16 protein-coding genes are annotated in these 25792 nt (G+C 71.1%); 8 read left to right on the top strand and 8 right to left on the bottom strand.

The window, feature by feature from the left end; all coding sequences use genetic code 11:
• The first annotated feature begins 721 nt into the window (after positions 1-721).
• The 5 genes from ACQUQD_RS38915 (at position 722) to ACQUQD_RS38895 (ending at position 9063) form a co-directional block, all read left to right on the top strand.
• Entirely contained in the window at positions 722-3913 is a 3192-nt protein-coding gene (locus tag ACQUQD_RS38915) for a discoidin domain-containing protein (protein WP_428956947.1), read from the top strand.
• Positions 3914-4338: 425 nt separating this feature from the next.
• Positions 4339-7254, top strand: coding sequence for an alpha-glucuronidase family glycosyl hydrolase (locus ACQUQD_RS38910; protein ID WP_428956946.1), 2916 nt, complete (start codon positions 4339-4341; stop codon positions 7252-7254).
• A 101-nt stretch (positions 7255-7355) separates the two neighbouring features.
• Entirely contained in the window at positions 7356-8048 is a 693-nt protein-coding gene (locus tag ACQUQD_RS38905; RefSeq protein ID WP_428956945.1) for a DUF899 family protein, read from the top strand.
• A gap of 98 nt (positions 8049-8146) precedes the next feature.
• Positions 8147-8425, top strand: coding sequence for a hypothetical protein (locus ACQUQD_RS38900; protein ID WP_428956944.1), 279 nt, complete (start codon positions 8147-8149; stop codon positions 8423-8425).
• A gap of 422 nt (positions 8426-8847) precedes the next feature.
• A complete protein-coding gene (locus tag ACQUQD_RS38895; RefSeq protein ID WP_428956943.1) occupies positions 8848-9063 on the top strand; it encodes a hypothetical protein in 216 nt (71 codons plus the stop codon).
• 21 nt (positions 9064-9084) lie between these two features.
• Here the strand turns inward: ACQUQD_RS38895 and ACQUQD_RS38890 are convergent, their stop codons facing one another.
• Together ACQUQD_RS38890 and ACQUQD_RS38885 are read right to left on the bottom strand one after the other, a co-directional pair.
• Complete coding sequence (locus tag ACQUQD_RS38890; protein WP_428956942.1) at positions 9085-10551, bottom strand: amino acid permease; 1467 nt, start codon at positions 10549-10551, stop codon at positions 9085-9087.
• A 198-nt stretch (positions 10552-10749) separates the two neighbouring features.
• Entirely contained in the window at positions 10750-11649 is a 900-nt protein-coding gene (locus tag ACQUQD_RS38885; protein WP_428956941.1) for an oxygenase MpaB family protein, read from the bottom strand.
• 245 nt (positions 11650-11894) lie between these two features.
• Here ACQUQD_RS38885 and ACQUQD_RS38880 point away from each other — a divergent pair, with 245 nt between their 5' ends.
• Positions 11895-12992 carry a glutamate--cysteine ligase gene (locus ACQUQD_RS38880; RefSeq protein WP_428956940.1) on the top strand — a complete coding sequence of 366 codons (1098 nt, stop codon included), beginning with the start codon at positions 11895-11897 and terminating at the stop codon, positions 12990-12992.
• A gap of 342 nt (positions 12993-13334) precedes the next feature.
• Positions 13335-14615: a YeeE/YedE family protein gene (locus tag ACQUQD_RS38875; protein WP_428956939.1), complete on the top strand. Its 1281-nt coding sequence runs from the start codon at positions 13335-13337 to the stop codon at positions 14613-14615.
• Positions 14616-14785: 170 nt separating this feature from the next.
• Here ACQUQD_RS38875 and ACQUQD_RS38870 read toward each other — a convergent pair whose 3' ends face one another.
• Together ACQUQD_RS38870 and ACQUQD_RS38865 are read right to left on the bottom strand one after the other, a co-directional pair.
• Positions 14786-16870, bottom strand: a complete 2085-nt coding sequence (locus ACQUQD_RS38870; protein WP_428956938.1) for an MMPL family transporter — start codon at positions 16868-16870, stop codon at positions 14786-14788.
• Positions 16871-17003: 133 nt separating this feature from the next.
• On the bottom strand, positions 17004-17525 hold the full coding sequence (locus ACQUQD_RS38865) for a MarR family winged helix-turn-helix transcriptional regulator (protein WP_428956937.1): 522 nt from the start codon (positions 17523-17525) through the stop codon (positions 17004-17006).
• A gap of 138 nt (positions 17526-17663) precedes the next feature.
• Here ACQUQD_RS38865 and ACQUQD_RS38860 point away from each other — a divergent pair, with 138 nt between their 5' ends.
• Entirely contained in the window at positions 17664-19178 is a 1515-nt protein-coding gene (locus ACQUQD_RS38860) for an SDR family oxidoreductase (RefSeq protein WP_428957763.1), read from the top strand.
• 43 nt (positions 19179-19221) lie between these two features.
• Here the strand turns inward: ACQUQD_RS38860 and ACQUQD_RS38855 are convergent, their stop codons facing one another.
• The 4 genes from ACQUQD_RS38855 to ACQUQD_RS38840 all read right to left on the bottom strand — a co-directional run bounded on the left by ACQUQD_RS38855 (position 19222) and on the right by ACQUQD_RS38840 (position 25688).
• Positions 19222-21915: a glycoside hydrolase family 6 protein gene (locus ACQUQD_RS38855; protein ID WP_428956936.1), complete on the bottom strand. Its 2694-nt coding sequence runs from the start codon at positions 21913-21915 to the stop codon at positions 19222-19224.
• Between the two features lie 142 nt (positions 21916-22057).
• Complete coding sequence (locus ACQUQD_RS38850; RefSeq protein WP_428956935.1) at positions 22058-22834, bottom strand: GH12 family glycosyl hydrolase domain-containing protein; 777 nt, start codon at positions 22832-22834, stop codon at positions 22058-22060.
• A gap of 232 nt (positions 22835-23066) precedes the next feature.
• Positions 23067-24296 (bottom strand): hypothetical protein, encoded by a 1230-nt coding sequence (locus tag ACQUQD_RS38845; RefSeq protein ID WP_428956934.1) that lies wholly within the window; start codon positions 24294-24296, stop codon positions 23067-23069.
• 117 nt (positions 24297-24413) lie between these two features.
• On the bottom strand, positions 24414-25688 hold the full coding sequence (locus tag ACQUQD_RS38840) for an endo-1,3-beta-xylanase (RefSeq protein WP_428956933.1): 1275 nt from the start codon (positions 25686-25688) through the stop codon (positions 24414-24416).
• Between the last annotated feature and the right edge of the window lie 104 nt (positions 25689-25792).

The following is a 25792-nucleotide window of genomic DNA, read 5'->3' as shown; positions in this document are numbered from 1 at the left end:
CTGGTCGACGATGTCCTCGAGGCCCTGCGGCTCGAGTTCGACGAGGTCGACCGGGAGCCCGCCCTGTTCAGCTCCGCGGCGACCTCGGTCAGGGACGCCAGAGGGATGAGGCTGGTGCGCCGGACCCCGGCGACGACTCGGGCCGCTCACGCTCGAGGGCGTCGATCAGCCGCTCGGCCTCGCGCCCGGTGACCTTGCCGTCGGCCGGCCGGAGGACGAGGCACGCGATCACTCCGCCCGCCGAACACAAGCGCATTCATCGCCGCACGCGAGGGAGGGACGACTCTCTCGTCCCTCCCTCGCGCGTGTGCCCTGTGCGGGGCGGAGAGTGCGGGAGGCAGCTCCGCTCAGCACGCGACAGGGCAGCGAGCTGGAACCGCGTATCGTCGGCGTCGCGGCTCCAGCGGGCCCATGGGCGGCGCAGGGGTGGCCCGGGGACAGGGAGCCGCAGCGGCCGACCGACGACCGCTTCACGGAGCGTATAACCATTACCCACAGTTCGTCAGGCACTCCCCGAACCAGCCCCGAGGAAACGGAACGGACCGGCCCTCCCCGCACGACCGCACGGCCTCACGACCGCACCCCGCGCGGTCATCGACAGCCGCCCCATGCCGCACGACCAGACCCACCCCGGCAGCCGCATCCAGCAAGCCACCGCTGCGGACCGGTCGCGGATCTCGCACGTCACACCCGTTGACGCCTCTCACCGCATCACTCAAGAATGAGCGCCACCCCCTCCTTGACAACGTTGTCCACCCGAGAGGACCCAGCCGTGCCGCACGCACTTCCCGAGGTCGACCGCCGGAGATTTCTCCAACTCCTCGGTATCACCGGCGCCTTGACCGCTCTTCCCGCGACGCTCGGGACCACTCCGGCGCGGGCGGACGACGGCACCGGCACTCCTCCGGACGCGATCGCGGCGATCTACCACCGCGTCCTGCTCGACCACACCCACTGGTCCGAGACCCAGTGGGACGCGTCCCAGGGGGCCTACACCGGCAAGGACTTCGGCTTCGCGGTGGTCCTCGGGCACGCGGTCCTGCTCACCCACGGCACGTACGACAGCGACCGGGCCGGTGTCGACCGCGCGACGCTCAAGGAGCGCACCCTCGCCACGATCCGTCGCTTCGCCGCCACCAACCGGCTCACCGGCGGCACCGAGTGGGGCCGCAAGCTGTTCTTCGACACCACGTTCCAGTCGTACTTCGTGCTCGCGGCACGCCTGCTGTGGGACGACCTGGACAGCACGACACGCGCCCGCATCGACACCATCACGCGCGAACAGGCCGCCTACACGACGGCGTTGGGCACGGGCGACGACCCCGACTCGGGCGACTGGACCCCCAACGGGTTGAACGGCGGCCATGTGGGAGACACCAAGCTGGAGGAGATGGGCCTGTACGCGCAGACGCTCGCGCCCGCTCTGGCCTGGGCCCCCGGCGACGACCGCCGGTCCGCCTGGGCGTCCGCCTACGGGACGTGGTCGCGCAACGAGGCCGGTCTGCCGCAGGCCGACCTCGCCAACCCGGCCCGCGTGGACGGCGTGCCCGTCTCCGACAACACGGCGCGCAACCTGTACGACACGTTCATCGTCGAGAACCACGGCTCCTTCGGCCCGCACTACCAGGAGGAGCTGTGGCGCACCTCCGGTCGCAACGCGGCCCACTTTCTCGCGGCCGGGCGGCCGTTGCCCGAGGTCCTCACCCGGCAGCCCAACGCGAGCCCGCTGTGGCACACCCTGCTTGGCGTGATGAGCGACGCCGGTGAGCCGCTGATGCCGATGGTGAACGACCGCGAGCATCTCTACGGCAGGGACGTGATCCCGCTCGCCTTCCTGGCCCAGGTGACGGGCGACCGCGCGGCGGCACGCGCGGAGCAGGAGCTCGCCGACCGCCTGGAGGCCTACCAGAAGTACCCGCCCGAGTACCGGCTGGCCAAGTTCTCGGGCGAGCCCAAGTACGAGCCGGAGGCGCGGGCGGAGATCGCCATCAGCTATCTGCTGCACGTGTGGGCGGCCGCGGCCGGCCGTGCGGTGCGGCCGCTCTCGCGCGCCGAGCTGTTCGAGCGGGGCTCCGGCGTGACCGACTTCGGACCGGGCCCCGGCCTCGTCTCCCACCAGTCCTCCGCGGCGTGGTCGGGCGCGGTCAGCAAGTCCGGCTTCGTGAAGTTCGCCTGGCAGCCCGCCCACGACAACTGGCTGTTCCGGCTCAGCGGCGCCACCCCGATGTTCCTGCCGACGACGGCGGGCAAGGTCTCCGGGCGGACGGTGCGGCTGTACGAGTCCGTGCGCGACGGCTACGACGGCAGCGCGACGATGCTGCGTCTGGAGAGCGGCCACGCGGGCTTCACGACGCTGCCCACGGGCGCGGTCGTCTACGCGACGGAGGGCACTTCCGCCGGGGAGGGGCACCTCGAGATACACAACCTGACGATGCCGGGTGTGGCGGGCCTCGACGGCGCCCGCGCCTACCGGTTCGAGGAGGGCGAGGCCTCGGTGAAGGCCAAGGACGCCTCCCCCGCCCCGTCGACGGGCCGCGTCGACGAACTCGCCTTCTCCTCCACCACGGTCCGGCACGTCCGCATGCTCGGCGTCCGCCCCGATCCGGCGTACGGGTACTCGCTGTACGCCGTCGAGATCCACGGCGGCGCGGACACCGCGGACCTCGCCCGGGGCGGGACGGCGACGGCGTCCTCCTCCGACACCGGCAAGGGCCCGGGCCTGGCGGTCGACGGCGACACGGCGACCCGCTGGGCCGTGTCCAAGGCCGATCGCTCCCGCGCGGACAGCTGGTTGGCCGTGGATCTCGGCGCCGCCCACGATGTCGACCGGGTCACGCTGCGCTGGGAGGCGGCGGCGGGGCGCGCCTACCGCGTGCAGGGCTCGACGGACGGGGAGCACTGGGACGACCTCGTCGCCTGGCCGACCCCCGCGGTGTCCAGCCGCGGCGGCTGGCTCGACGTGGACGGCCGGGCCGGACTCGTCGTCCGCGGCACGGACCTGCCGCTGACCGTGCAGGACGACACGATCATCCTGGCCGACGGGCCCGCGGCGTCCGTCGTGGTCGAGGGATTCCCGGCCTCCTCGGCCGACGCCCTGCGGGCCCACGCGAACAGGCCCGCCCCCACGACGGATCGCACCGCGTTGCGGGCGGCGTTCACCGACGGCCATCTGAGCCTGTTCAACCTGTCCGACGCCGCGGTCGGCGCGCGCGTCGACGTGCCGCAGGCCGGGCCGCGCAAGCTGTTCTTCGAGGGCGTCCAGACGGTGACCCGCGACGGCACCGCGTACGACGCGGAACTGGGCTCCGCGCAGGCCGTCCTTCTCGCGCCCCGGTTCACGCTCGCTCCGCTCTCGGGGGCGTCGCTGCCGTCCGGGCTGCGCGTCCGGGTCGTCGACGGAGCGACGCTGCGCCTGTCCGGCGCCGCCTGCCGTGTCCGCGTCGAGGCGCAGGGGCAGAGCGAGGTCGTGGTGGTGCGGGCCGGCCGGGAGACGACGGCCACGCTGCGGCGCGCCGCCGCCTATCCCAAGAGCGACCTGGCCCTCGGCAGGACGGTCTTCCCCACCAGTCCGCTGCCCGCCGGTATGTCCGACCCGGCAGCCGCGGTCGACGGCGACCCGGACACCCAGTGGACTCCTGGCGGGGGCGGCCGCATGGTCGTGGACCTCGGAGCGGAACTGCCGGTGCGCAGCGTGGAAGCCGAGTGGGCGCGGCCCGGGGCTCCCGGCGCCCAGGTGGAGTTCAGCAGCGACGGGATCGCGTACCGCGCCGTCGGCAGGACCGACGGCCGGGGACGCGTTCACCGGCTCGCCGTCACGGACGGCACAGCCCGCTACGTCTCGTTCAAGGTCGACGGCGACGGCGACGGCTCGAAGCGAGTCGGCGCACGGCTCGTCCGGCTTTCCGTGGCCTGAGCCGGACTTCCGTGCAGGGCCATGAGGCCCGTGTCTCCCCGGCCGACCGGCCGGGGAGACACGGCGTCCGCCATGAATTCCTGATCCGGGAGAAGAGTGCGGCGCAGACGCCCCTGGACGGCGTGCGGGACACCGAACCGGGCCGCCCGCAGCAGACACTCATCGGCTGACTTCCTGTTGAGTTTTGATCGTAGGTATACGCGACCACTGTTCACGTATGTAGAGATCTCGCCTTGATGCAGCCCTGAGCATGGGCGCAGCACGAGGTAATCAACTCACTTATGAATCACAGCGATTGATCACCCGAGACTTCCATGTTCCTTTGTGGTTGGTTCCGTTGACACCTGTAGTGGCGCATGTGACGGTTGCGGAGCTTGGTCCTGGCCTGGATGCGCACTGTTCGTTCATCGACGGAAGTGAGAGACATGAGCTCAGGAATACGGCGCCGCAGCGTCCTGTCCGCGGCTGCGCTGGGAAGCGTGGCCGGTTCACTCGCTCTGTCCGCCCCGGCCTCGGCACAGCCGGCCTTCACCTCCGACCGGTCGGCGGCCGCCCTGCCCGCCGAGGACGGTTACGAGCTGTGGCTGCGCTACCGGCGGGTCGAGGACTCCGGTCAGCTCAAGCGCTACCGGGCCGCCTTGGGAGCCCTGGTCCGGCAAGGAGGCGGGCCCCTTCAGCAGTCCGCGGTGGACGAGCTGGTCCGCGGACTCACCGGACTGCTCGGCACACCTCTGAAGCCGCGCGCCGACGCCCCCTCGGGCGGGGCGCTCGTCGTGGGCACCCCGACGAGTTCCGCGCTGATCCGCGCACTCGTCCCCGCCTCCGACCTGGACGCACTGGGCGACGAGGGCTACGTGATCCGCCGGGTCACCGAGCGCGGCACGACCTGGACCGTGATCGCGGCCCGCGCCGACCGCGGTGTGCTCTACGGCGCGTTCCACCTGCTGCGACTCGTCCAGACCCGGCAGCCGCTGGAGCACGTCGACCTCAAGGAGAGCCCGGCCGCGCCGCTGCGGGTGGCCGACCACTGGGACAACGACGACGGTTCGATCGAGCGCGGCTACGCGGGCCGGTCCTTCTTCGACTGGGAAGAGCTGCCGCGGCTCGACGAGCGGTACACCGACTACGCGCGCGTCCTCGCCTCGCTCGGCATCAACGGCGCCGTGATCAACAACGTCAACACGCCCGCGGAATACCTCGCCGAGCCGTTCCTCACCAAGCTGTCCGCGCTGGCCGGCGTGCTGCGCCGCTACGGCGTGACGCTGTACGTCACCGCGAACTTCGCCGCCCCCATCGACCTGGACGGGCTGGACACCGCCGACCCCTTCGACCAGAAGGTGCGCGACTGGTGGACGAAGAAGGCCAAGGAGATCCACGACAAGATCGAGGGCTTCGGCGGCTTCCTCGTGAAGGCCAACTCGGAGGGCCGGCCGGGGCCGTTGGACTACGGGCGCACCCACGCCGACGGGGCCAACCTGCTGGCGGAAGCGCTGCGCCCGTACGGCGGCATCGTGATGTGGCGCGCGTTCGTGCACGACACCGACGCGAAGTGGGACCGGCAGGGCTACGACGACTTCACGCCGCTGGACGGCACGTTCGCCGACAACGCTGTCGTGCAGATCAAGAACGGGCCGATCGACTTCCAGGTCCGCGAACCCGCCCACCCCCTCTTCGGATCCCTGCCGCACACCAACTCGATGATCGAGCTCCAGGTGACGCAGGAGTACACCGGACACGCCACCCACCTGTGCTACCTCGTGCCGCAGTGGAAGGAGGTCCTGGACTTCGACACGCTCAAGGCCGGTGAGGGCAGCACCGTGGCCCGCGTCGTGACCGGCCGCGTGCACTCCTACGAGCACTTCGGATTCGCCGGCGTGATGAACTTCGGCGACGCCCGGAACTGGACAGGCTCCCACCTGGCCGCCGCCAACACCCACGGGTACGGGCGGCTCGCCTGGAACCCGGACCTGTCGGCGCAGGAGCTGGCCACCGAGTGGACCCGGATGACCTTCGGCAACGACGCCCACGTCGTCGCCACCGTCTCCGCCCTGCTGCTCGGCTCCTGGCACACCTATGAGGACTACACCTCGCCCCTGGGCACCGGATACCTCACCCACCCGCCGGACGGCTCGGTGACCGGGCACTTCGATCCAAGCCCGACGACGACCACCCAGTTCCACAAGTCGGACCGCGAGGGCATCGGCTACGACCGCACCGCCGCCACCGGCAACGGCTACACCGAGCTGTACGCGCCGGCGACGCGGGACACGTACGAGTCGCTGGAGAGCTGCCCCGAGGAACTGCTGCTCTTCCTGCACCATGTCCCGTACACCCACCGGCTGGACAGCGGAAAGACCGTGATCCAGCACATCTACGACACGCACTTCTCCGGTGCGGCGCGGGTGACGGACATGCGCGCGGACTGGGACGAACTGCGCCGCCGCATCGACCACCGGCGGTTCGGCGACGTGCACCGCCTGTTCGGGGAGCAGATCGACCGGGCCGCCGAGTGGCGGGACACCCTGGTGGCCTACTGGTTCGAGCAGAGCCGCGTCCGCGACGAGCGGCGCAGCTGGATCCAGGCGGTCGTCGCGCCGGCCGACACGGCACTGCTGGGCGGTGAGCGCAACGAACTGCTGGTGCAGATCGTCAACGCGACCGGCTCCGGACTGCGCACGGTGACCACGCTCGACGTACCCGACGGCTGGCGGTCCGAGGAGGCGACCTGCTACGTGGGCTCGCGGGAGGACGAGACGGTGAAGATGGCCGTCGTCCCGCCGCCGGGCCCGGGGCTCGCGACGCTGCACGCGCGCCCGCGGTCGGGTTCCGTGCCGGTCCTCGACGCCTCGCTGCGCAGCCGGGCCAAGGCCGTCGTCGTCCCGCCGGCCGCCCGCTGTGTGCACGCTCTGGACGCCGGGACCGACTCGTCACCGGTCCTGAAGGACTACACCCGCCTCTCCCCCGCCGGCACGTGGCACGAGGGCGCGGACTTCGGCTGGGTCGGCAACACGCCCGACGCCACGGACACCGGACTCTTCGACGTCGTGCGCCGGGACTACGTACGCGACAGCGCCCCCGCCGTCCTGCGGCTGAAGCTGCCCGCAGGGCGCTGCACCGCGCATCTGCTCACCGGGGACCCCAACACCTTCAACAGAACGCTGATCGTCCGGGTGGACGGGGTCGAGAAGGCCCGGAGCGAGCAGCTCGACGGCCGGGAGTTCACCTGGCTGGAGGTCCCGCTGGACGGCGGCTCCGCCGGCGGCGAGGTGGACCTGGAACTCTCCGCGAAGGAGGACGAGACCTGGCACCTCAGCGCCTGCGTGGTGCTGGCGGAGGACTAGCACGTCAGGTGCGTGTCCGGGGTTCCTGGGCGGCCGCCGATGACTTCCGGTCGCCCGGGGAGTCGTACCTCCAGACACGCACCCGACCGCCTGGAGGGACCATGTCCGCCGAGAAGAACGCCTTGCCACCCGTCGTCGACGCCGCCACCTGGGAGAAGGAACTGGCCGCGCTGCGCGTCCGGGAGAAGGCCGCCACCCGGGAACTCGACGCCATCGCCGCCCAGCGCCGACGGCTGCCGATGGTCGAGATGCCCGACTACGTGCTGGAGGGCGAGAACGGTCCGGTCCGGCTCGCCGAAGTCTTCGGTGAGCACCCGCAGCTGATCGTCTACAGCCACATGTGGCACGCGGGCGCGGAGTGGCAGTGCGGCGGCTGCACCGGTTTCACCTCCCAGTTCACCCGGCTCGCGGGACTGGAGAAGTTCGACGCCCGGTTCGTGATCGTCACCCAGGGCCCGATCGACGAGGCGCTCGCCTACAAGCGCAAGGTCGGGAACACGATGACCTGGTACTCGACGGCGAACAGCTCGTTCGGCAGCGACGTCGGCGCACCGCCGGACGCGGGGTTCGCGGTCAACGTGTTCCTGCGCGACGGCGACACGGTGTACCGGACCTGGCACACGGACGGCCGCGGCACCGAGCAGCTGAGCCATCTGTTCGCCCTGGTCGACGTGCTGCCGTACGGGCGCCAGGAGGTCTGGCAGGACTCGCCGGAAGGGTGGCCGCAGGGGCCCACGTACAGCCGGTGGGCGTCGCCGCAGGAAATCGCGGCGGCGTACGGCGAGGGCAGCTGAGGCCCCGATCGGCGGATCGGGACCCAGAGCGACGAGATGGTTACTTCGAGTAAGAATGTGGAGGTCAATGAACGGCGCACGGACTGCTGGGGAACACGATGAACGAATGGCTGCTGTGGTGCGGAGTAGCGGTGTTCGGCTGCGGCGTCCTCGCGCGTGAAGTACAGCTGGCACGGCACGCCGGCGGCCCTCGTCCTGCTCGTCTGGGCGCCTACACGGACCCCCTCGCTCTGGCTGCCGGCGTCGTCACCCTCGTGCTCTGGCTGTCGCTGTCCACCGCCGGCACCGCCACCGCCTGGGGCGCCGGCATCATCTGGGCCCTCGCCGTCTGCAACATCGCCCACATGACACACGTCGCTTACCGGAACGCGTCCTGATCGCCGACATGGCCCCGCCCAGCCGTCCGGCAGCGACGCCGTCCGCCGCCCTCTTCTCGCGCCCGGGGACGCGCCCAGGGACGCGCCCACTCTACGAGGCCCGGTTTCCCCTGCTCTCAAACTCGTGACCGGACGCTGCATCCACGTCCGGCCCAAGCGCGGAAAGAAAGAGAAAGGCAGCGCCCCGTGAGCACGGGCGCTGGTCCCCCACCGCTGTCGGTGACGCCGGACGCCTGCACGCTCCGGCGTCACCGACACCCCTCACAAAATCAGGCCCCCCTTCCGCCTTACGGATCTCTACGGATCTCCGTGAGGCGGAACTCCGTGCGGCCGCCTTGCGGCCGGTCGCGCCGCTCCGGAAGCGTGATCGGCGCCGAGCGCGCAGAATCCTCTCATCACGTGGGTCCACGCGAGAGGGAGTCATGAGCCGTCGCCACTACCTGTGCCGCGGGTGCGCCGCACCGCTGTTCGTCGTGGCGACCACGCAGCCGGGCACACCGGATCTCCGCTGGGAGATCGATCACCAGACCGTCCCGGAAGGGTGCGCGGTCCTGCCCCTCCTTCCGCTGTACGGGGAGGCGCTCCGGCCGGAAGGGCTCGAGTACGCGTTGGACGTCCTGACGCCGCTGATCCACTGAGAACCCTTCCAGGGGCCCGGCTCACTCCCGCCCGCGCCGCCGCGTCCGCTCGTGCCACACGCCGGCCGCACAGGCCACCGCCGTGACCAGCAGCGTCAGCAGCAGGGAGCGGCGGCTCGCCTCGCTCGCCGCCATGCCTCCGATGATCACCAGCAGCACCACGAGGACCAGCAGGCTGAGGTAGGGGTAGGCCCACATGCGCAGCGCGAGGGTGCTCGGTGTCTCCTTCTCCAGACGCCTGCGGCCGCGCAGATGCGTCACCGTGATGCACAGGTACACCACGACGGCCACCGACCCGGACGAGTCGATGAGGAACTGGTAGACGGCCGCGGTCGGAAGGAAGTAGTTGGCCACCACCGTGAGCAGGCCCGCGCTGGACGCCACGAGCACGGCGACCGCGGGAACGCCCTGGCGGGTCGTCCGGGCGAAGACGCGGGGCGCCTCGCCGCGCTCGGCCAGCGAGTGCAGCATCCGGGACGACGTGTAGAGGCCGGAGTTGAGGCAGGACAGGACAGCGGTCAGCACGATGAGGTTCATGACCGTCCCGGCGTACGGCACGTCCAGGTGGTCGAGCACGGCCGTGTACGGACTCTCGATCACGGCGCCCGCGTCCCAGGGAAGCAGGGTGACGACGAGAGCGATCGAGCCGATGTAGAAGAGCAGGATGCGCCACACCACGCTCTTGATGCCGCGCCGCACGGCGTAGGCGGGGTCCTTCGCCTCGCCCGCGGCGATCGTCACGACCTCGGTTCCGAAGAAGGAGAGGAACACCACGAGGGACGCCTGGATCACCGCGGACCATCCCTGCGGCGCGAAGCCGCCGTGCCCGGTGAGGTTCGACATGCCCGGCGCCTCGGTGCCCGGGACCGTGCCGAGGACCGCCGCCAGCCCCACGACGAGGAACGCGACGATCGCCGCCACCTTGATCATCGCGAACCAGAACTCGAAGGTGCCGAACGACTCGACCCGCGCGAAGTTCACCGCGATCAGCGCCAGCATCAGCACCAGCGCCGCCAGCCAGCTGGGCACCGCGGGGAACAGCGCGTGGGCGACGGCCGCGCCGGATATCGCCTCGAAGCCGACGATCACGCACCACTGATAGGCGTACAGCCAGCCGACGGACAGTCCGGCCCACGGCCCCAGGTAGCGGCCGGCATAACTGGAGAAGGAGCCGCTCTCGGGCCGGGCGACAGCCATCTCCGCCAGCATGCGCATCACCAGGACGACCACCGCGCCCACGGCGGAGTAGGCGACCAGCACGGCCGGGCCGGCCTGCCGGATCGCGTTCCCGCTGCCGACGAAGAGTCCGGCGCCGATGACGCCGCCGATGGCGATCATCGACATCTGGCGGTTGCCCAGCGCCTCCCGCAGCCGCTCGGGCCGACCCGTCGCGTCGGGGCCGCCCGCCTCTCGGGGCGGCCCCGGCCGGGTGTCCTCCGTCGGCGCCGGCACCCCCTCTGTCGAGGTGTCTCCGGTGGACCTGTTCACGGGTGGTTCCCCTCACGTAGAACGGCGACACGGATCGGCCGGGCGGCACGGGTGCGGCGAGCGCCCGGACGTCGATCTTGTCTACCGCTCGTACGTGACCTCGGCGTTGCCCGGACGTTTCACGAACTCCGCGCGGATCTTCCACCGGGTGCGCGGTCGCCGCCTTGCGACCGGCACCTCAGTGGTGCTGACGCATCATCATTTCCCGTCCCCTGAAGGCGGGTTGTCGCCCTTCTGATGAGGAGCCGGGCAGCCGCCGGGAAAGGTGCCGAGCTCCGACACCCGGTATCCCTTCGGGTATCCGCGGACATTGCTGCTCTGCCGGGCGTAGCGCGGTGTGCGGCGCGGGGGCAGCAGGCGGACGAGCCGGCCCCGCAGCCTCATTCCGCCGCGGACCGCGCGTTCCAGTGGGGCGGGCGGATCGGCGTAGCCGAACGCGGACCGCAGCGGCGCGTCCATCAGGCACCGTGAGGCGGTGCGCATCGCCGGGCCGAGCGGGCCGGGATACCAGGAGGCCATCAGCTCCAGCGTGGCCTCCGAGACGGCGCGGCCTCCGGCGTCGAAGGCGAAGTGACGGCGCTCGTAGGAGTCCATGTACCCCTCGAACTCCTCGTAGGTGGCGGGGATGTGCTGGATGTTCATGCGGGCGCCGAGCGCGCGGTAGTAGTTGGTCGAGGCGCGGACCTCGTGGCGCGAGTAGGGCCGCCAGCCGTAGTCGTCGAGCCACCGTTTGGGAACGACGACGAACGTGGACAGCACGTAGAGGTAGTCGTCGTTGGTGATGTCGTAGGCGCGGTGCATCTGGTTCATCCGGCGGATGGCCTCCCGCCCCCGCGGGGCGTCCATGCCGTGCTCGCCCACGGCGTCGAGGATGAGCACCGTGTCGTCGTACCGCTTCTGCGTCCGGTCCGTGAACTCCCCTGTCCGGCTGAGCAGTCGGCCGATGCTGGGCACGGCGTACGTGCGGTAGAGGGCGAATCCGAGGGCCTGCATGGTGTCCCACGGGAATTCGTACGTGGAGCTGATGCCGTATATCTCCTCGAAGTCACGGTCCGGATCCAGTCGGCGGATCCGCTCGAGCCAGTGATTGCGCCGCATGAACGTCCTCTCTGAAGCCCGCGCGCGGATGGTGCCCCCTCATGATCCCGGTCCTCGCGCAGAGCGGAAGACGATCCGCGCACGGATCCGCGAATCGTCCGGAGTTCTGTCGGGTCGGCGGACACGGCTTCCGACGTGTCGTGGCCTCCGGCAGATCCCCGTACCGCACCACCGAGCTGCTAGAACGGTTCCACACGTCAGCAGGTGCGCCGGCAGGCGCCCGCTACTCGGTCGGGACGGTTCGGATGCGCAGTGTCGGGGTCGAAGAGGAGTTGCTGCTCGTCGACGGTGAGTGCGGGGAGCCGCGGGCCCTGTCGAGCGCGGTGCTGGCGATGGCCGCGCGCGACCAGCACGGCGCCGACGAAGTCTTCGAGGCCGAACTCCACCGCCAGCAGCTGGAGTTCGCCACCCGGCCGTGCGATACGACGGCGGATCTCGCCCGGGAGATCGTCCGGTGGCGCGCGGCCGCCGCCCGGCACGCGGCCACCCTCGGCGCCGCGATCGCCGCACTGGCCACCTCGCCGCTTCCGGTGAACCCCACCGTCGGCACCGGCCCGCGCCATCGCTGGCTCGAGGAGCAGTTCGGGCTGACCACGCAGGAGCAGCTCACCTGCGGCTGCCACGTCCATGTGTCCGTGGAGTCCGACGAGGAGGGGGTCGCGATCCTGAACCGGATCCGGCCCTGGCTGTCCGTCCTGCTCGCCCTGAGCGCCAACTCCCCGTTCTGGCAGGGAAAGGACTCCCGCTACAGCAGCTACCGGAGTCGGGTGTGGGGGCGCTGGCCGTCGGCGGGACCGGTGGAGCTCTTCGACGGCGCCGACGCGTACCACCGGCAGATCAGCGCCATGGTCGCGACGGGCGTGCTGCGCGACGAGGGGATGATCTACTTCGACGCGCGGCTCTCGGCGGCCCATCCGACCGTCGAGGTCAGGGTGGCCGACGTCTGCCTCGACGCGTCCACCACCGTGCTCCTGGCCATTCTGGTACGCGGCCTGGCCGAGACGGCGGCCCGGCAGTGGCGGGCCGGTGAACCTCCTGCCGCGCACCCGGTGGCCCTGCTCCGCCTCGCGGCCTGGCGCGCGAGCCGTTCCGGCCTGGACGGGGAGCTCGTCTGTCCGGAGCTCATGCGACCGGTGCCGGCCGCCTCCGCGGTGGAGTCGCTCTTCGCCCACGTACGGCCGGCTCTGGAGGACGCCGGTGATCTCGACGAGGCCCGGTCCCGGCTGGCGCGGCTGTTGCACGAGGGGAACGGGGCGCGCGTACAGCGGGAGGCCCTCACCCGCACCGGCAGTCTGCGGGATGTCGTCGACGCGTGCGTGCGACGCACCGGTCAGTCTGATTGAACGGGCCGGGCGCGGCCCGCCTGCTCCCCCTCGACCCCAGAAGCTCTCACCTGCGCCGCTCTGCTCTGTGCTGCTCTGTGCTGCTCTGTGCTGCTCTCTTCTGCGCCGCTCCGCCCTGCTCGCGATATGAGACGCCTTTCTGCGATCTTGCCGAGGTCTTTAGAGTGGCGCACATGTTCGGACCCGCTCGTCAGCTGGCGCTCGCGCTCTTCGCGGCCACGCCGTGGAGCGTCGACGACGCGCTCTGTCGCCGCTGACCACACGTCGCGCCGCTACGGCGTGCCGATCCCGCGCCGTCATCGCCAGTCCGGCATTCCCCCCTCCCTCCTCCGGAGACCTGCCTTGACCACCGCTCCCTCCGCTGGGGCGCCGCCCCGGGCGGCCCTGCTCTCCCCCGCCCCCACGTCCTCCCCCGCCCCGCAGGCCGAAGCCGCGCCACCGGTCCGGCGGGCGCCGCTGGCCGGCGCCGCCGTCATCGGCGCGGCACTCGCCGTCTACGTCTTCGTCGAGCACGGTGCCAAACCCGGCGTCCTGCTGCTGCTCGGGATCGCGCTGGGATTCGCGCTGTTCCACTCGCGGTTCGGATTCACCTCCGCCTGGCGCCAGCTCGTGGCCGTCGGCAACGGCACCGGCCTGCGGGCGCACACCCTGCTCCTCGGCACCACCGCGACGCTCTTCGCACTGATCATCGGCACCGGCAGTGGCCTCTTCGGTTCGGTGCCCGCACCCAGTGCGGGGCCGATCGGGGTGGGGCTGCTGGTCGGCGCGTTCCTCTTCGCCATCGGCATGCAACTCGGCGGCGCCTGCGCCTCCGGAACCCTCTTCGCCGTCGGCTCGGGACAGAGCACGATCGTGCTCACCCTCTTCGGGTTCATCACCGGTTCGACCCTCGCCGCCTGGCAGTTCACGCTCTGGAACGACCTGCCCGCGCTCGATCCGTTCCTGCTCTCCGACCACGTCGGCTGGTTCGGTTCCTGGGCGGTGACCATCGTGGCGCTGGTCGCGATCTGGTTCGTCGCACGCGCCGTGCAGGCCCGGCGCAATCCTCCGCCGGTCGGCGCCGCGCCCTCGGCGCACGGCACGCTGGCCCGTGCGGTGCGCGGCTCGTGGCCGCTGGCCGCGGGCGCCCTGGTGCTCGCGGTGCTGGGCGCCGGTGTGCTGCTCGTCTCGGGCGGCGCCTGGGGCATCACGAGCGCCTTCTCCCTGTGGGGCTCCAAACTGGTGGGTGCGCTCGGCGGTTCTCCGGAGACCTGGGCGTACTGGCAGCAGCCCGGCAGTGCCGCCCAGTTGTCGGGGCCGGTGCTCGCCGACAAGAACAGCCTCACCGACATCGGCATCATGGTCGGCGCGGCCGTCGCCGCGGCCGCCGGCGGTGTGTGGCAACTGCACCGCGGCATCCCCGGCCGAACGGCGCTCGCCGCGGTCCTCGGCGGCATCCTCATGGGGATCGGCGCGCGCCTCGCGGGCGGCTGCAACATCGGCGCCTATCTGGCGGGGATCGCCTCGGGCTCGCTCCACGGCTGGATCTGGGGCGCCGTCGCCCTTCTCGGCACCTGGGCGGGGCTGCGGCTGCGTCCGCTGTTCGGCCTCGGCAACCCCAAGCCGGCCGACAGCGTCTGCTGACCGCTCCGCGCGGCGGACTCCCTGCCAGCGCCCGCGCCTGGCGGCACGAACTGCCCCTTCTCTCCGTCGCCCGCGGCCTCCTCGCGGGCGACCCTCACCTCGACCCCGACGCCTGACCCGGCACATCCGTGCGGAGGTCAGACGTCGGGGTCGGCGCGGGCCTGCGCCGGTCAGTCGTCGCTGCGGCTCAGGCGCCCGGGCCACCAGGCCTTGGGCCCGATGTCCCGTACCAGTGCCGGGACGAGCAGCGACCGTACGACCAGCGTGTCGAGCAGGACGCCGAACGCCACGATGAACGCGATCTGCACGAGGAACGCGAGCGGGATGACGCCGAGCGCGGCGAACGTCGCGGCCAGCACGACACCCGCCGACGTGATGACGCCTCCCGTCGCGACCAGGGCCTTGAGGATGCCTTCGCGCACGCCGTGGGCCAGCGACTCCTCGCGGGCCCTGGACATCAGGAAGATGTTGTAGTCCACGCCGAGCGCGACGAGGAACACGAACCCGTAGAGCGGCACGGAGGCGTCGGTGCCGGTGAAGCCGAAGACGTGCTGGAAGACGAGCGAGGAAATGCCCAGCGTGGCGAGGAAGTTGAGCGCCACCGTCGCCACGAGGAGCAGCGGCATCAGGACGGACCTGAGCAGTCCGACGAGGATGACCAGGATGATGGCGAGGACGACGGGGACGATCAGCTTGCGGTCCCGCTCCGCGGTGGTCTGCGTGTCGTACTGCTGGGCGGTGTAGCCGCCGACCAGGGTGTCGGCGCCGTCGATCCCGTGCAGGGTCGTGCGGAGACGCGAGACCGTCGCCTTGGCCGCGTCGCTGTCGGCGGGGTCGTCCAGCGTGACGTCGACCCGGATCCTGCCGTCCACGACGCGGGCCGGGCCGCCGCCGGGCCGGCCCTGGGCGTTCAGGGCCGCCGCGTCGGCCACGCCCTCGGTCGCCTTGGCCCGCTGGGTGACCTCTTGCTCGTGCTCCGCGTCGGCGATCACCACGGCCGGGTTGCCTGAGCCGCCGGGGAAGTGCTCGGCCAAGGTCGCCTGGGCGGCGACGGACGGTGCGTCGTTGACGAAGATCTCGTCGAGCGGCACGCCCTTGGAGTCCAGGGTGGGAGCGAACGCGGCGCAGACGAGCAGACCGGCCAGCGCGACGGCCCAGATCTTGCGCGGCGACTGCTGCACGGCGTGCGCGACCCGGCGCCACACGCCGTGTCCGCCGGCCGCCGCGTCGGCGGGGCGCGGACGCGCGGGCCAGTAGGCCGCGTTGCCGAGCAGCACCAGGACCGCGGGCAGGAACGTGAGGGTGCTCAGCACGGCGCAGACGATGCCGATCGCGCCGACCGGGCCGAGCGCGCGGTTGTTGGTGAGGTCGCTCAGCAGCAGGGCGAGCAGGCCGAGGGCGACGGTGGCGGCGCTGGCGACGATCGCCCCGGTCGACTGGCGCAGGGCGGCGCGCATCGCGGCGAACCGGTCGGTGCGGGCGGCGAGTTCCTCGCGGTAGCGCGCGGTCAGCAGGAGCGCGTAGTCGGTGGCCGCGCCGATGACGAGGATCGACAGGATTCCCTGGACCTGTCCGTCGACACGGACGACGTCGTGATCCGCGAGGGCGTAGACGACGGCGCAGGCGGCCCCCAGGGCGAACACCGCACTGATGATGATCACGAACGGAAGCAGGACACTGCGGTAGACGAGCAGCAGGATCACCAGGACCGTGACCAGCGCGACCACGAGCAGCAGTCCGTCGATGCCCGCGAACGCGCCCGAGAGGTCTGCCTGGCTCGCCGCCGGTCCCGCGACGGCGACCGTGGTGCCCGGCACGCCGCCCGTCGTCCGTTCGATGCGGTCCAGGGCGGGAGAGAGTTCGTCGCCGAGGTCGGGGCGGAGCTGGACGATGCCCTGCAGCGCCTTGCCGTCCTTCGAGGGCACGGCGGGCGACACCTGCCCGACCACCCCGGGTGTCCCCCGCAGCTGTGCCAGCGCGCGGGTGGCCCGGTCCCGCTGGCCGGCGTCGAGCGAGCCCTCGTCGTCGGCGGTCCACACGACGATCGCCGGCAGGGTCTCGTCCTGCTGGAACGCGCGCTGTGCGTCGATCACGCGGGTCGACTCGGCATTGCGCGGCAGGAACGCAGCCTGGTCGTTGGTCGCGACCTCACCGAGCTTTCCCGCGTACGGGCCCAGCGTGCCGCCTACGGCGAGCCAGACGATCAGCAGGACGAGGGGCACGAGCCAGCGGGCGCCTCGTGGTGTGCGGGACATGGATCTCCCAAGGCAGAGGGCAGGAACAACAAACTCAACAGAAAAGTATCTTAATGATTGAGTTAAGTGAGTAGCGGGTGCTGTCGTCAGTCGATTCCGTCCCGGCCACCTGATCGGATGCAGGCGGCGTCGGTTACGCCTGCGGGCCCTTGGTGTGCGTGAGTTCCTCGTTGAGGTCGTTGAGAAACCTCAGCACGACGGCGAGCTCGGGTCCGCTGAAACCGCTGCGGACCCGGTCGGCCGCCTCCGCGAGCGGGCCGAAGTACCTCCGCGCCTGCGCCTGGGCGCCGGGCACGTAGTGCAGATGGACCACACGCCGGTCCGCGCTCTCCCGGACCCGGTTGATGTGTCCCGCACGTTCCAGCCGGTCCACGCACGCGCTGACCGCGCCGGACGTGAGACCGAGATGCTGACGCAGCCCGCTCGGGGTCAGCGGCTCCTCGGAATCCAGAATGGCGGCCAGTGCCTGGACGTCCGTGGGGTGCAGTCCCTGTCCGGCCGCGAAGCCGTGGACGAGGCGGTTCAGTTCGCCGTTGAGACGACGCAACTGGACGGCGAGGGCCTGCAGATCCGGGTGCGGAGCCGACCCCGCGTCGCCGCTCTCCTCCGTATGGCCGCTGGTCGCGGCGGTCCCGCCTGGTTCACGATTGTCCACCTGCCCACCCTACCGACGCCGTGGACGATCCCGGCCGCCGCGCGCGACGGTCCGGCCCACTGGCGGACCGGCCGGTGGCAGCGGAGGGTGGAGAGAGCACCGAGCGAAGGAGTGGCGTTGAACGCGGCCGACGACGGGATGCACTGCCTGGTGACCGGGGCGAGCGGCTACATCGGCGGCCGGCTGGTGCCCGAACTGCTGGCCGCGGGGCACCGGGTGCGCTGCCTGGCCCGCACCCCCGACAAGTTGCGCGATCACCCCTGGGCGAAGGACACGGAGATCGTCCGCGGCGACGTGACCGATGCCGCCTCGCTCGCCGACGCGCTGGCCGGGGTGGACGTCGCCTACTACCTCGTGCACTCCCTGGGCACCGGCGACGACTTCGAGCGGACCGACCGCGAGGCCGCGCGGATCTTCGGCGAGCAGGCCCGCCGGGCCGGCGTGGGCCGCATCGTCTATCTCGGCGGCCTGACCCCGGCGGGCGTACCGGAGCACGAGCTCTCACCCCACCTGCGCTCACGTGCCGAGGTCGGTCACATCCTGCTCGCCTCCGGGGTGCCGACGACGGTCCTGCGGGCCGCCGTGATCATCGGCTCCGGTTCGGCGTCGTTCGAGATGCTGCGCTATCTGACCGAGCGCCTGCCCGTGATGGTGACGCCGAGCTGGGTGCGCACCCGGATCCAGCCGATCGCGGTGCGCGACGTGCTGCGGATCCTCGTCGGCAGCGCGACGATGCCGTCACACGTCTCCCGCGCCTTCGACATCGGCGGCCCCGACGTGCTCACCTACCGCGACATGATGTTCCGGTACGCGGCCGAGGCCCGGCTGCCGCGGCGGCTCGTGCTCCCCGTGCCGATGCTCAGCCCCGGCCTGTCCAGTCACTGGGTCGGGCTGGTGACCCCGGTGCCCGCGTCCATCGCCCGGCCGCTGTGCGAGTCGCTGCGCCACGAAGTCGTCTGCCACGAGCACGACATCGCCGCATGGGTGCCGGATCCGCCGGGGACCCCGATCCCTTTCGACGAGGCCCTGGCGCTTGCGCTGCGCCGGATCCAGCAGGCGCAGGTCTCCACGCGCTGGTCCTCCGCCTCGGTGCCGGGCGCGCCCAGCGACCCCTTGCCCACGGACCCGGACTGGGCGGGCGGCAGCCTGTACACGGACGAGCGGGAATGCGTGGTGAACGCGTCGCCGCAGCGGCTGTGGGACGTGGTGGAGGGCATCGGCGGCGAGCACGGCTGGTACTCGTTCCCGCTGGCCTGGGCGGTACGCGGCTGGCTCGACCGGCTGGTGGGCGGCGTGGGACTGCGGCGCGGGCGGCGTGACGCGGCCCGGCTCCGGATCGGTGACTCCCTGGACTTCTGGCGCGTCGAGGAGATCGAGCCGGGCCGGCTGCTGCGGCTGCGGGCCGAGATGCGCCTGCCCGGACTCGCCTGGCTCGAACTGTCGGTGGAGGCGGTGGACGGCGGCCGGTCCCGCTACCGTCAGCGGGCGCTGTTCCACCCGCGGGGCCTGGCCGGTCAGGCGTACTGGTGGAGCGTGGCCCCCTTCCACTCCGTGGTGTTCGGCGGCATGGCCCGCAACATCGCCTCCGCCGCGGAGCACGGCCAAGAACAGCCGCGACGGCGTCGCGTCGGCCGGTCCCGCGCCCACCGGTGAAAGGGGCGCCGGGCCGCCTCCCGCGACGGTCCGGCGCCCATGGTCAGCCGTTCCGGGCCGAGGCCCGCTGCGGCGTCAGCCCGGTCCCGCTGCCGACGCCACCGAGGGGCACCACGTGGTCGAGCCCCACGAAGCGGCCGTCACTCTGCCAGAGAGCGGGCTTGAGGAAGGCGTACTTCTCCTCGTCCCACGATTTCCAGTCGTCCTTCAACAGCCCTCCGGTGTCACCGGAGTTGGGGTTGAGGCACCAGAACGTCTGGTTGATGCGGTGCTCGGTGATGAAGTCCCTGAGCGCTGTCATCCACTTCTGGTTGTCGGCGCCGTCGAGGCGGCCGCCCCATTCACCGATGAGCAGCGGTGCCGTGCCCTGGTCCTGGAGATAGAACCAGTTGGGCCGCCACACGTCCGCGGTCAGGGTGTCCTTGTTCCAGTCGCCCTCGAACCAGGGCTGCCGGAAGACGGCCGGGCCGTAGTCGTGCGGGGAGTAGACGAGCTGGTCCTGGTCCTTGCCGAGGTCGACGGGGTGGTCCGCGGCGCCCCGCAGGTTTCCGCCCCACCAGTCGAAGTGGTAGTCGGCCTCGTTCGTCGACTGCCAGTTCTTGCCGTCGCGCGGGTAGATCTCGATGCCTTCGCAGAGCACGAGCAGATGCGGGTTGATGGCGAGGATGCGGCGGCCGGCCGTCTGGCAAGCGTTCTTCCAGTTGTCCTCGTCGGTGGAGCCGTCCCACTTGGCGCGCGGGCTCTCGGTCTGCTTCCCGTGCGGCTCGTTCTTCACGTCGGCCGCGATCACCGTGTCGTCGTATCTGTAGCGGTCTGCGAGCCACTCCCAGGCCCGGTAGAAGTCCTCGCTGGTGATGGCACCCTTCCACCACACCGGGTAGATGTGGCCGGAGTTGTCGGCCTCCGCGCTGTGCACGTCGAGCATGACCTTGATCCCGTAGGTCTTGCACAGCTGGAGGAAGCGGTCGAACACCTCCAGCGTGGTCTTGTCCTCCAGGTCCGGGTTCTCGTAGGTGTTGACCGCACTGGACACCGCGGCCCTGCCGTCCCGCCACTCCAGGACGAGCTGGGTGCTGATGGGGACGCGGATGGTGTTGAGGCCGCGCTCGGCCATCTGTCGCGTGATGCTCTCCAGGTTCGCCGACCACAGTCCGTGGAAGACGCGTTCGGTGGTGTTGAAGCCGAACCAGTTCGTGCCGGTCATCCACACCGGGTTGCCCTGTTCGTCTACGACCTGGGCTCCGTCGGTGTGCAGCCAGTCGTCGCCGTCCGCGGCCGCGGACTTCGTGGAGTACGACGCCTGAGTGGCCTGCTTCACCGGCGCCGCGCTCACCGCTGGATAGGCGTTCTTCACCAGCATCGCGAACTGGGCGTCGAACCAGTGCCCGGCGAGCGGTGCGTCCGGCAGCGCCCCCGTCCTGACTCCCTTCGGGGTGGTGAAGTCGGGGTCGCAGTTCGGGTCGGGGCGTTTGCCCTCGCCGTTGTCGATGTCCTCACCGGAGCCGTCGGACTCGCCGGGCGGCTTCACCCACAGGTAGGCGTCGATGCCGGGCGCGTCGGCGGGTGCCCCCTGGGGGCGGGCGCCGAGGCCCGCGCCCTGCTGGTTGCACCAGTTGCCGCGGTCGGTACGCCGGTCGACGCGCCCGGAGGTGACGTAGGCGTCGGTCGTGTCGCCGCTCGCGCCGCCGGGCCGGTCGGTGCCGCCCCAGCCGTTGCGTGAGGTGTCGACGAGTACGCCGAGCCCGTCGGACCAGCCCGCCGCCGCGAACGTGGTGCGCAGCGCCTTCGCGTAGTCGGCCTCGTCGAAGTTCGGGTTGTACTCGTAGAACGTGGCGGACTTGAGCGGCTGGCCGCCGACGGTCAGATCGGGGTCGTCGAGGTAGGGCTCGGTGGTGGGGGTGTAGTTGGAGACGTTGGTGACGACTCCGTCGACGCTGTCGAGCCCGGCCTTCGTCCCGCGTGCCGTCTCGGTGTAGAGGTCGACGACGCCCTTCAGGTTGTTGTCCCAGCCGAGCCATCCGGAGTGGGCCGCGTCGAGGTAGGTGTAGACGTTCGGGAGGGCGTGCAGTTTGTCCAGGGCGTACTGCACCGCCTTGACCTGCAGTCCGCTGGACTTGGCCTGGGCACACTCGGGGTCGGAGAGGTTGGTGACGAGGTTCGGCAGGCCGTCGGGTTCGATGACGGTGGCGATGCGCAGGTCGGCGTACCTGGGATCGGCCAGGGCATCCGCTACGGGGTCGATGTACTCCTTCTCGTAACGCTCCAAACCGGCCTCCGTGAGCGGGAGTTCACCGTTGGAGGCGAGGGCGGCGCAGTCGCGTCCCGGGAGGTCGTAGACGACGAACGTCGCGGTGATCGGGGTGCCGGGCCGCGCCTGGGCGAGGGCCTTGTCGAGGTGGCCGGTCAGGCCGAGCCGCCCGTCGTTGGCGGCGCCGCCCTCGATGGCGGCGATCCGGTCCAGCCAGACGGCGGTGGGCTGTCCGCCGACGCTGCGCATCCGGGCCGCCAGGTCGGCGTCGCTCTCCTGGCCGGCGGACTGCTCGACGCGGGACGTGTAGTCCGGGTTGACGTAGGCGTCGGCGCCCTGGAACGGATTGTCGACGTGTTCGGCGGCGCGGGCGGTGCCGGCCGTCGCGGACCAGGGGGTGAGCAGGGCCGCGGCCAGCGCCGTGGCCGTGAGGACTGCCGCGCCGGGGAGGCGCGTCAGGCATCTGCGGTGCGGGGGATGCCGGTGCACTCTTCTGTCCCTTCGTGGGGTGGACACAGGGGGTTGGACACAGAGGGTTGGGCACAGGGGTGGGCGTGCGGTGGGGCGTCGGAGCCATATGTTTGGGAGCGCTCCCAACTGCCGTACGACCGGGGCTTTTCGACGCACCCGGTCAGGAGACGCTGAGCGAGAAGGCGTCGGTGCGCAGTCCGGCTCCGCCCTGCCACGGCTCGAACCCGGCCTGGACGCTGGTGAGATACCAGTCGGCGCGCAGGCTGCCGCGCGCGGCGGCATCGTCGGCGAAGGCGTGCAGGTCCAGGTCGGTGACGGCGTCCGTGGCGCTGGTGCGGACGTAACTGATCACGTTCCAGCCGATGTTGCCGGTCCACACGTCGTAGTTCGCGCCGCCGATGGTGACGTTTCCGGTCTTCTGGCCTACGGGCTGGACCGGGCCTTGGTGCTTGTTCCAGATCATCAGCTCGCCGGCGTTCTGGCCGCTCGCCCGGGCGTCGGGGTCGAACCAGAGGTCGTACGCGACGTCGTAGACGCCGCTCGCCGGCGCGTGCGTGGACCAGCTGCTGGTCACCCGGTTCATCGCGTCGATGCGCAGAGGCAGCCCGCTGCCGGTGGTGCAGGCGCCGTAGTGGCAGCCCGCGTAGATGGAGGGGTAGGAGGCGGGGGCGCCGTTCGTCGGGTTGGCGTGGTCGGCCCGGGTGACCTCGAAGGAGGTTCCGTCGACCGCGATGCACTGGGCCGTCGACGCTCCCCACACGTTGTTCTGGACGGTGTACTTGCCGCCTTCCACGCTCAACGTGTCGAAGGCGCCGCAGAGTTCGGTGGCGCGGGCCGAGGCGGTGGCCGTCGACGCGGAGGCGAACAGGCAGCCGGCCGCGGCGAGGACCGCGAGGGCCGTCCTCGTCCGGCGGACGGCGGTGGGGGGACGCTTCACGTCGCTTTCCTTTCGTCGGTACGGGATCACTTTGGGAGCGCTCCCACATCCAGCGAGAAAGCCATGTCCATGACATTCACGATGCCGGTCGGCTGCCTCGGCGGAGCGAGAGGTGGTCCGACCGGCATCGTGGGCAACTCCGCGGCGCGCGTCAATCAATCGCGCGAGTTTCGGTCGACGGCGCAGGTCGTCACCGCGCCGTCGAAACCCGTCGCCCTCGCGAGCCGGCCGGTCAGCCGCACCGGGTGCGGAATCCGGTGGCGGCGAGACCGTCGCAGAACGCCGCCCGCGCGTCCGTGTTGCGCGACAGACGTCCGTCCGCGAACCAGGTCGAGTCCGGCGGGAAGTCGAACGAGCCGTCGTCCTTCCCGTCCCAGCCGTAGCGGAAGTCGAGATTGATGTATGTGACCGTGGTGATGACGTCGGACAGGTCGTAGGTACCCGCCATGTTCGGGATGGGGCCGCGGTAGTCGAGCAGGCCGAAGAGCCGCTTCGTCCAGAGCGCGCCGCGTACGGGCTCGGCGCCACTGGTGTCGCCGCCGTCGGCGGTGAAGTTCATCATGCCGGACTCGGACACGGTCATCTTCTTCCCGTGGTCCTGGGCGAACTTCATCATCTTCAGGACGTTCGCGTCGTAGTCCCAGTTCTTCCAGACCGCACTGGGATGGCCCGAGGAGTCGGTGGCGAGGTAGGCGTTGCGGCACTGCAGCGTGGAGGTGTCGTAGTTGTCCGGCGGGGTGCCGTTGTAGAGGTAGCCGCCCAGGTCGTGGATGGGCATGCACAGTTCGTGGGCGAAGATCGAGACACCTATCCGGTCCACCGCGGCATCCCCCGGATAGAGCTTCTCGAACTCGCCGCGCACCGGGTGGAAGACGAACCTGACGTTGTTCTGGTGGACACGCCCCTGGATCAGCGAGCGGATGCGGGCGAAGGCGTTCTTGTACGAGGCGCAGCTGTCGTCGGTGCAGTGGTAGAAGGAGCTCACCTCGTAGTCGAGGCGCAGCAGGAACGTGGCCGACGGGTGGGCGTCGATGAAATCGATCAGTGTCGTGAACTTGTCGGTGTAGCGGCCGTCGGCGAGTTCCTGGGTGACGGCGCGCGAGCGGGCGGCCTTGGCGTTCTCGTCGCCGCCCTCGAAGCCGGGCGGGTTGTCCTTCCAGCTGATGCCGACCTGCACCGTCCTGCCCAGTCCGGCGAGGAAGGACGCGTAGTCGGCGTGGCCGGGGCCGACCCAGTTCCCGGAGGCGAGTTCGTAGTAGACGGAGCCGCCGTCCGGGGCCTGGCCGAAGGAGGTGTAGTCGTCCCAGGCCGCACGGGTGGACTGCCCGATGAGGAGCGTGCGCGGCTCGGCCGGGGCGGCGGAGGCGCTCGTCCCCAAGGGGATCAGCCACGCCACGGAGAGGAGCGCGGCGAGGAGCAGGAGGTGCGGCCGCGGACCGCGGCCGGTGTTCGTGGTGCGCATGGTGTCACTCCTGACTGCCGGGCCGTGGTCGTGGGGGCGGCCCGGCGCGGCGGGGAAGGGGCGGCGGGACGGCCGGGTGCGCGGCCGTCCCGCCGCGAGGGCGTCAGGTACCGGGGGTCACCTGGTGCCGTTCGCCCAGCCGGAACCGCGTAGTTGGGCGAGGAAGCGGTCGCGGATCGTGGGGTTCGCCTGGATACGGGAGTCGCCCCAGTAGCCGTTGGAGCAGCCGGGGCCGCCCGCCTGGGCGCCGTCCGCGCACTGCCACTGCGTCTGGCTGTCCCAGTCGGTGTTGATGTAGGCGGCGGCCCGCACGACGTCCCGGTTCTTCGCGATCCAGTCGAAGTACGGCTGGTACCACTCGTTCCAGATGGTGTCCGCGCTCGCGGCGGCCGGGCCCTTGCGCATGATGCAGCTCTTGGTGCCGGCGCCGTTGTCGTAGCCCTGCGGCGCGGACTCGGCGACCATCACCGGCTTGCCGTGCCCGCGGGCGAAGTTCAGCACGCGGTCCTGGAGGTCGGCCGGTGCGGTGTCGGTCGCGCTGCATCCCCACTGCGTGGCCACGGATCCGGCGGAGTAGAACGAGGACATGCCCACCCAGTCGACGTACTGGTCCCCGGGGTACCAGGCGTCGTAGTGGTGCGGGTCGGTGACGACGTAGTTCCACTCGGGGTGGTCGGTGCTGGTGTTGAGCGGCCAGGCCGCGGTCTGCCAGACCGTCGCGACCTTCGTGGCGCCCAAGGCGTCGATGCGCCCCTTGATGTAGGCGAACGCCCGCTTGTAGAAGTCGGCGTTGTAGCAGTTCCAGGGGCCGTCGAACTCGTAGCCGATCCGCAGGAACACCTGGCGGTCGTAGCCCTTGAGCTTGGTCACCATCTCGTCGACCTTGTCGCGGTACCGAGTGATGAGGTTCGGGCTGCCCGAGGTCACGTCGCTGTCGCCGGTGCCGATGATGGCGCGCAGCGGCTGGTTGTTGCATCCGCTGGTGGCGTCGGAGAGGTAGAGGCCGACGGCGACGGCCGCGCCGGGGTACTGGGCGAGGGTGCTGTTGAAGTCGACGGTTCCCGCGCCCCAGTTGGCGGATCCGTTCATTCCGGCGAGCGGCTCCGGGTTCCCGCCGAGCACCAGGTTGGTGTAGAGCGTGACGCCGCCGGGGGCGGGCGCGCCGAGTGCTGACTGGTCGAGCACGTCGCGCTTGTAGTCGGCGAGCGTGTCGCTGTCCTGGCCCATGATGGACAGCGTCTTGCCGTCGGGCGGGAGGTTGCGGGCCGCGACGGCGGAGTCCGCCGCGGCGGGCACGGTGCCGAGCGCGCCGAGCACGGCCGCCGCCGCGAGGCCGGCCACCGCGGCCGTGGCGCGTCCGCGCAGGGACGTCATCGGGCTCGCAGGTCTCATGGATCTCAGGGTCCTGAGGGGATTCACGGGTCAACTCCTTCTGGTGGGGGGTGAGTTCCGCCCCGCATCGTGGAGACCGCTCCGCGTTACGTCAATGAATCACG

Origin of the sequence: Streptomyces sp. cg35, assembly GCF_050410835.1 — a bacterium.
Taxonomy (GTDB): Bacteria; Actinomycetota; Actinomycetes; order Streptomycetales; family Streptomycetaceae; genus Streptomyces.
This window is presented reverse-complemented; position numbering and strand designations above follow the sequence as displayed.

Excerpts from the sequence above, each read along its gene's own strand:
- ACQUQD_RS38915 (WP_428956947.1), top strand. The coding sequence starts at position 722 with ATGAGCGCCACCCCCTCCTTGACAACGTTGTCCACCCGAGAGGACCCA.
- ACQUQD_RS38910 (WP_428956946.1), top strand. The coding sequence starts at position 4,339 with ATGAGCTCAGGAATACGGCGCCGCAGCGTCCTGTCCGCGGCTGCGCTG.
- ACQUQD_RS38905 (WP_428956945.1), top strand. The coding sequence starts at position 7,356 with ATGTCCGCCGAGAAGAACGCCTTGCCACCCGTCGTCGACGCCGCCACC.
- ACQUQD_RS38900 (WP_428956944.1), top strand. The coding sequence starts at position 8,147 with ATGAACGAATGGCTGCTGTGGTGCGGAGTAGCGGTGTTCGGCTGCGGC.
- ACQUQD_RS38895 (WP_428956943.1), top strand. The coding sequence starts at position 8,848 with ATGAGCCGTCGCCACTACCTGTGCCGCGGGTGCGCCGCACCGCTGTTC.
- ACQUQD_RS38885 (WP_428956941.1), bottom strand. The coding sequence starts at position 11,649 with ATGCGGCGCAATCACTGGCTCGAGCGGATCCGCCGACTGGATCCGGAC.
- ACQUQD_RS38880 (WP_428956940.1), top strand. The coding sequence starts at position 11,895 with ATGCGCAGTGTCGGGGTCGAAGAGGAGTTGCTGCTCGTCGACGGTGAG.
- ACQUQD_RS38870 (WP_428956938.1), bottom strand. The coding sequence starts at position 16,870 with ATGTCCCGCACACCACGAGGCGCCCGCTGGCTCGTGCCCCTCGTCCTG.
- ACQUQD_RS38860 (WP_428957763.1), top strand. The coding sequence starts at position 17,664 with ATGCACTGCCTGGTGACCGGGGCGAGCGGCTACATCGGCGGCCGGCTG.
- ACQUQD_RS38845 (WP_428956934.1), bottom strand. The coding sequence starts at position 24,296 with ATGCGCACCACGAACACCGGCCGCGGTCCGCGGCCGCACCTCCTGCTC.
- ACQUQD_RS38840 (WP_428956933.1), bottom strand. The coding sequence starts at position 25,688 with ATGAGACCTGCGAGCCCGATGACGTCCCTGCGCGGACGCGCCACGGCC.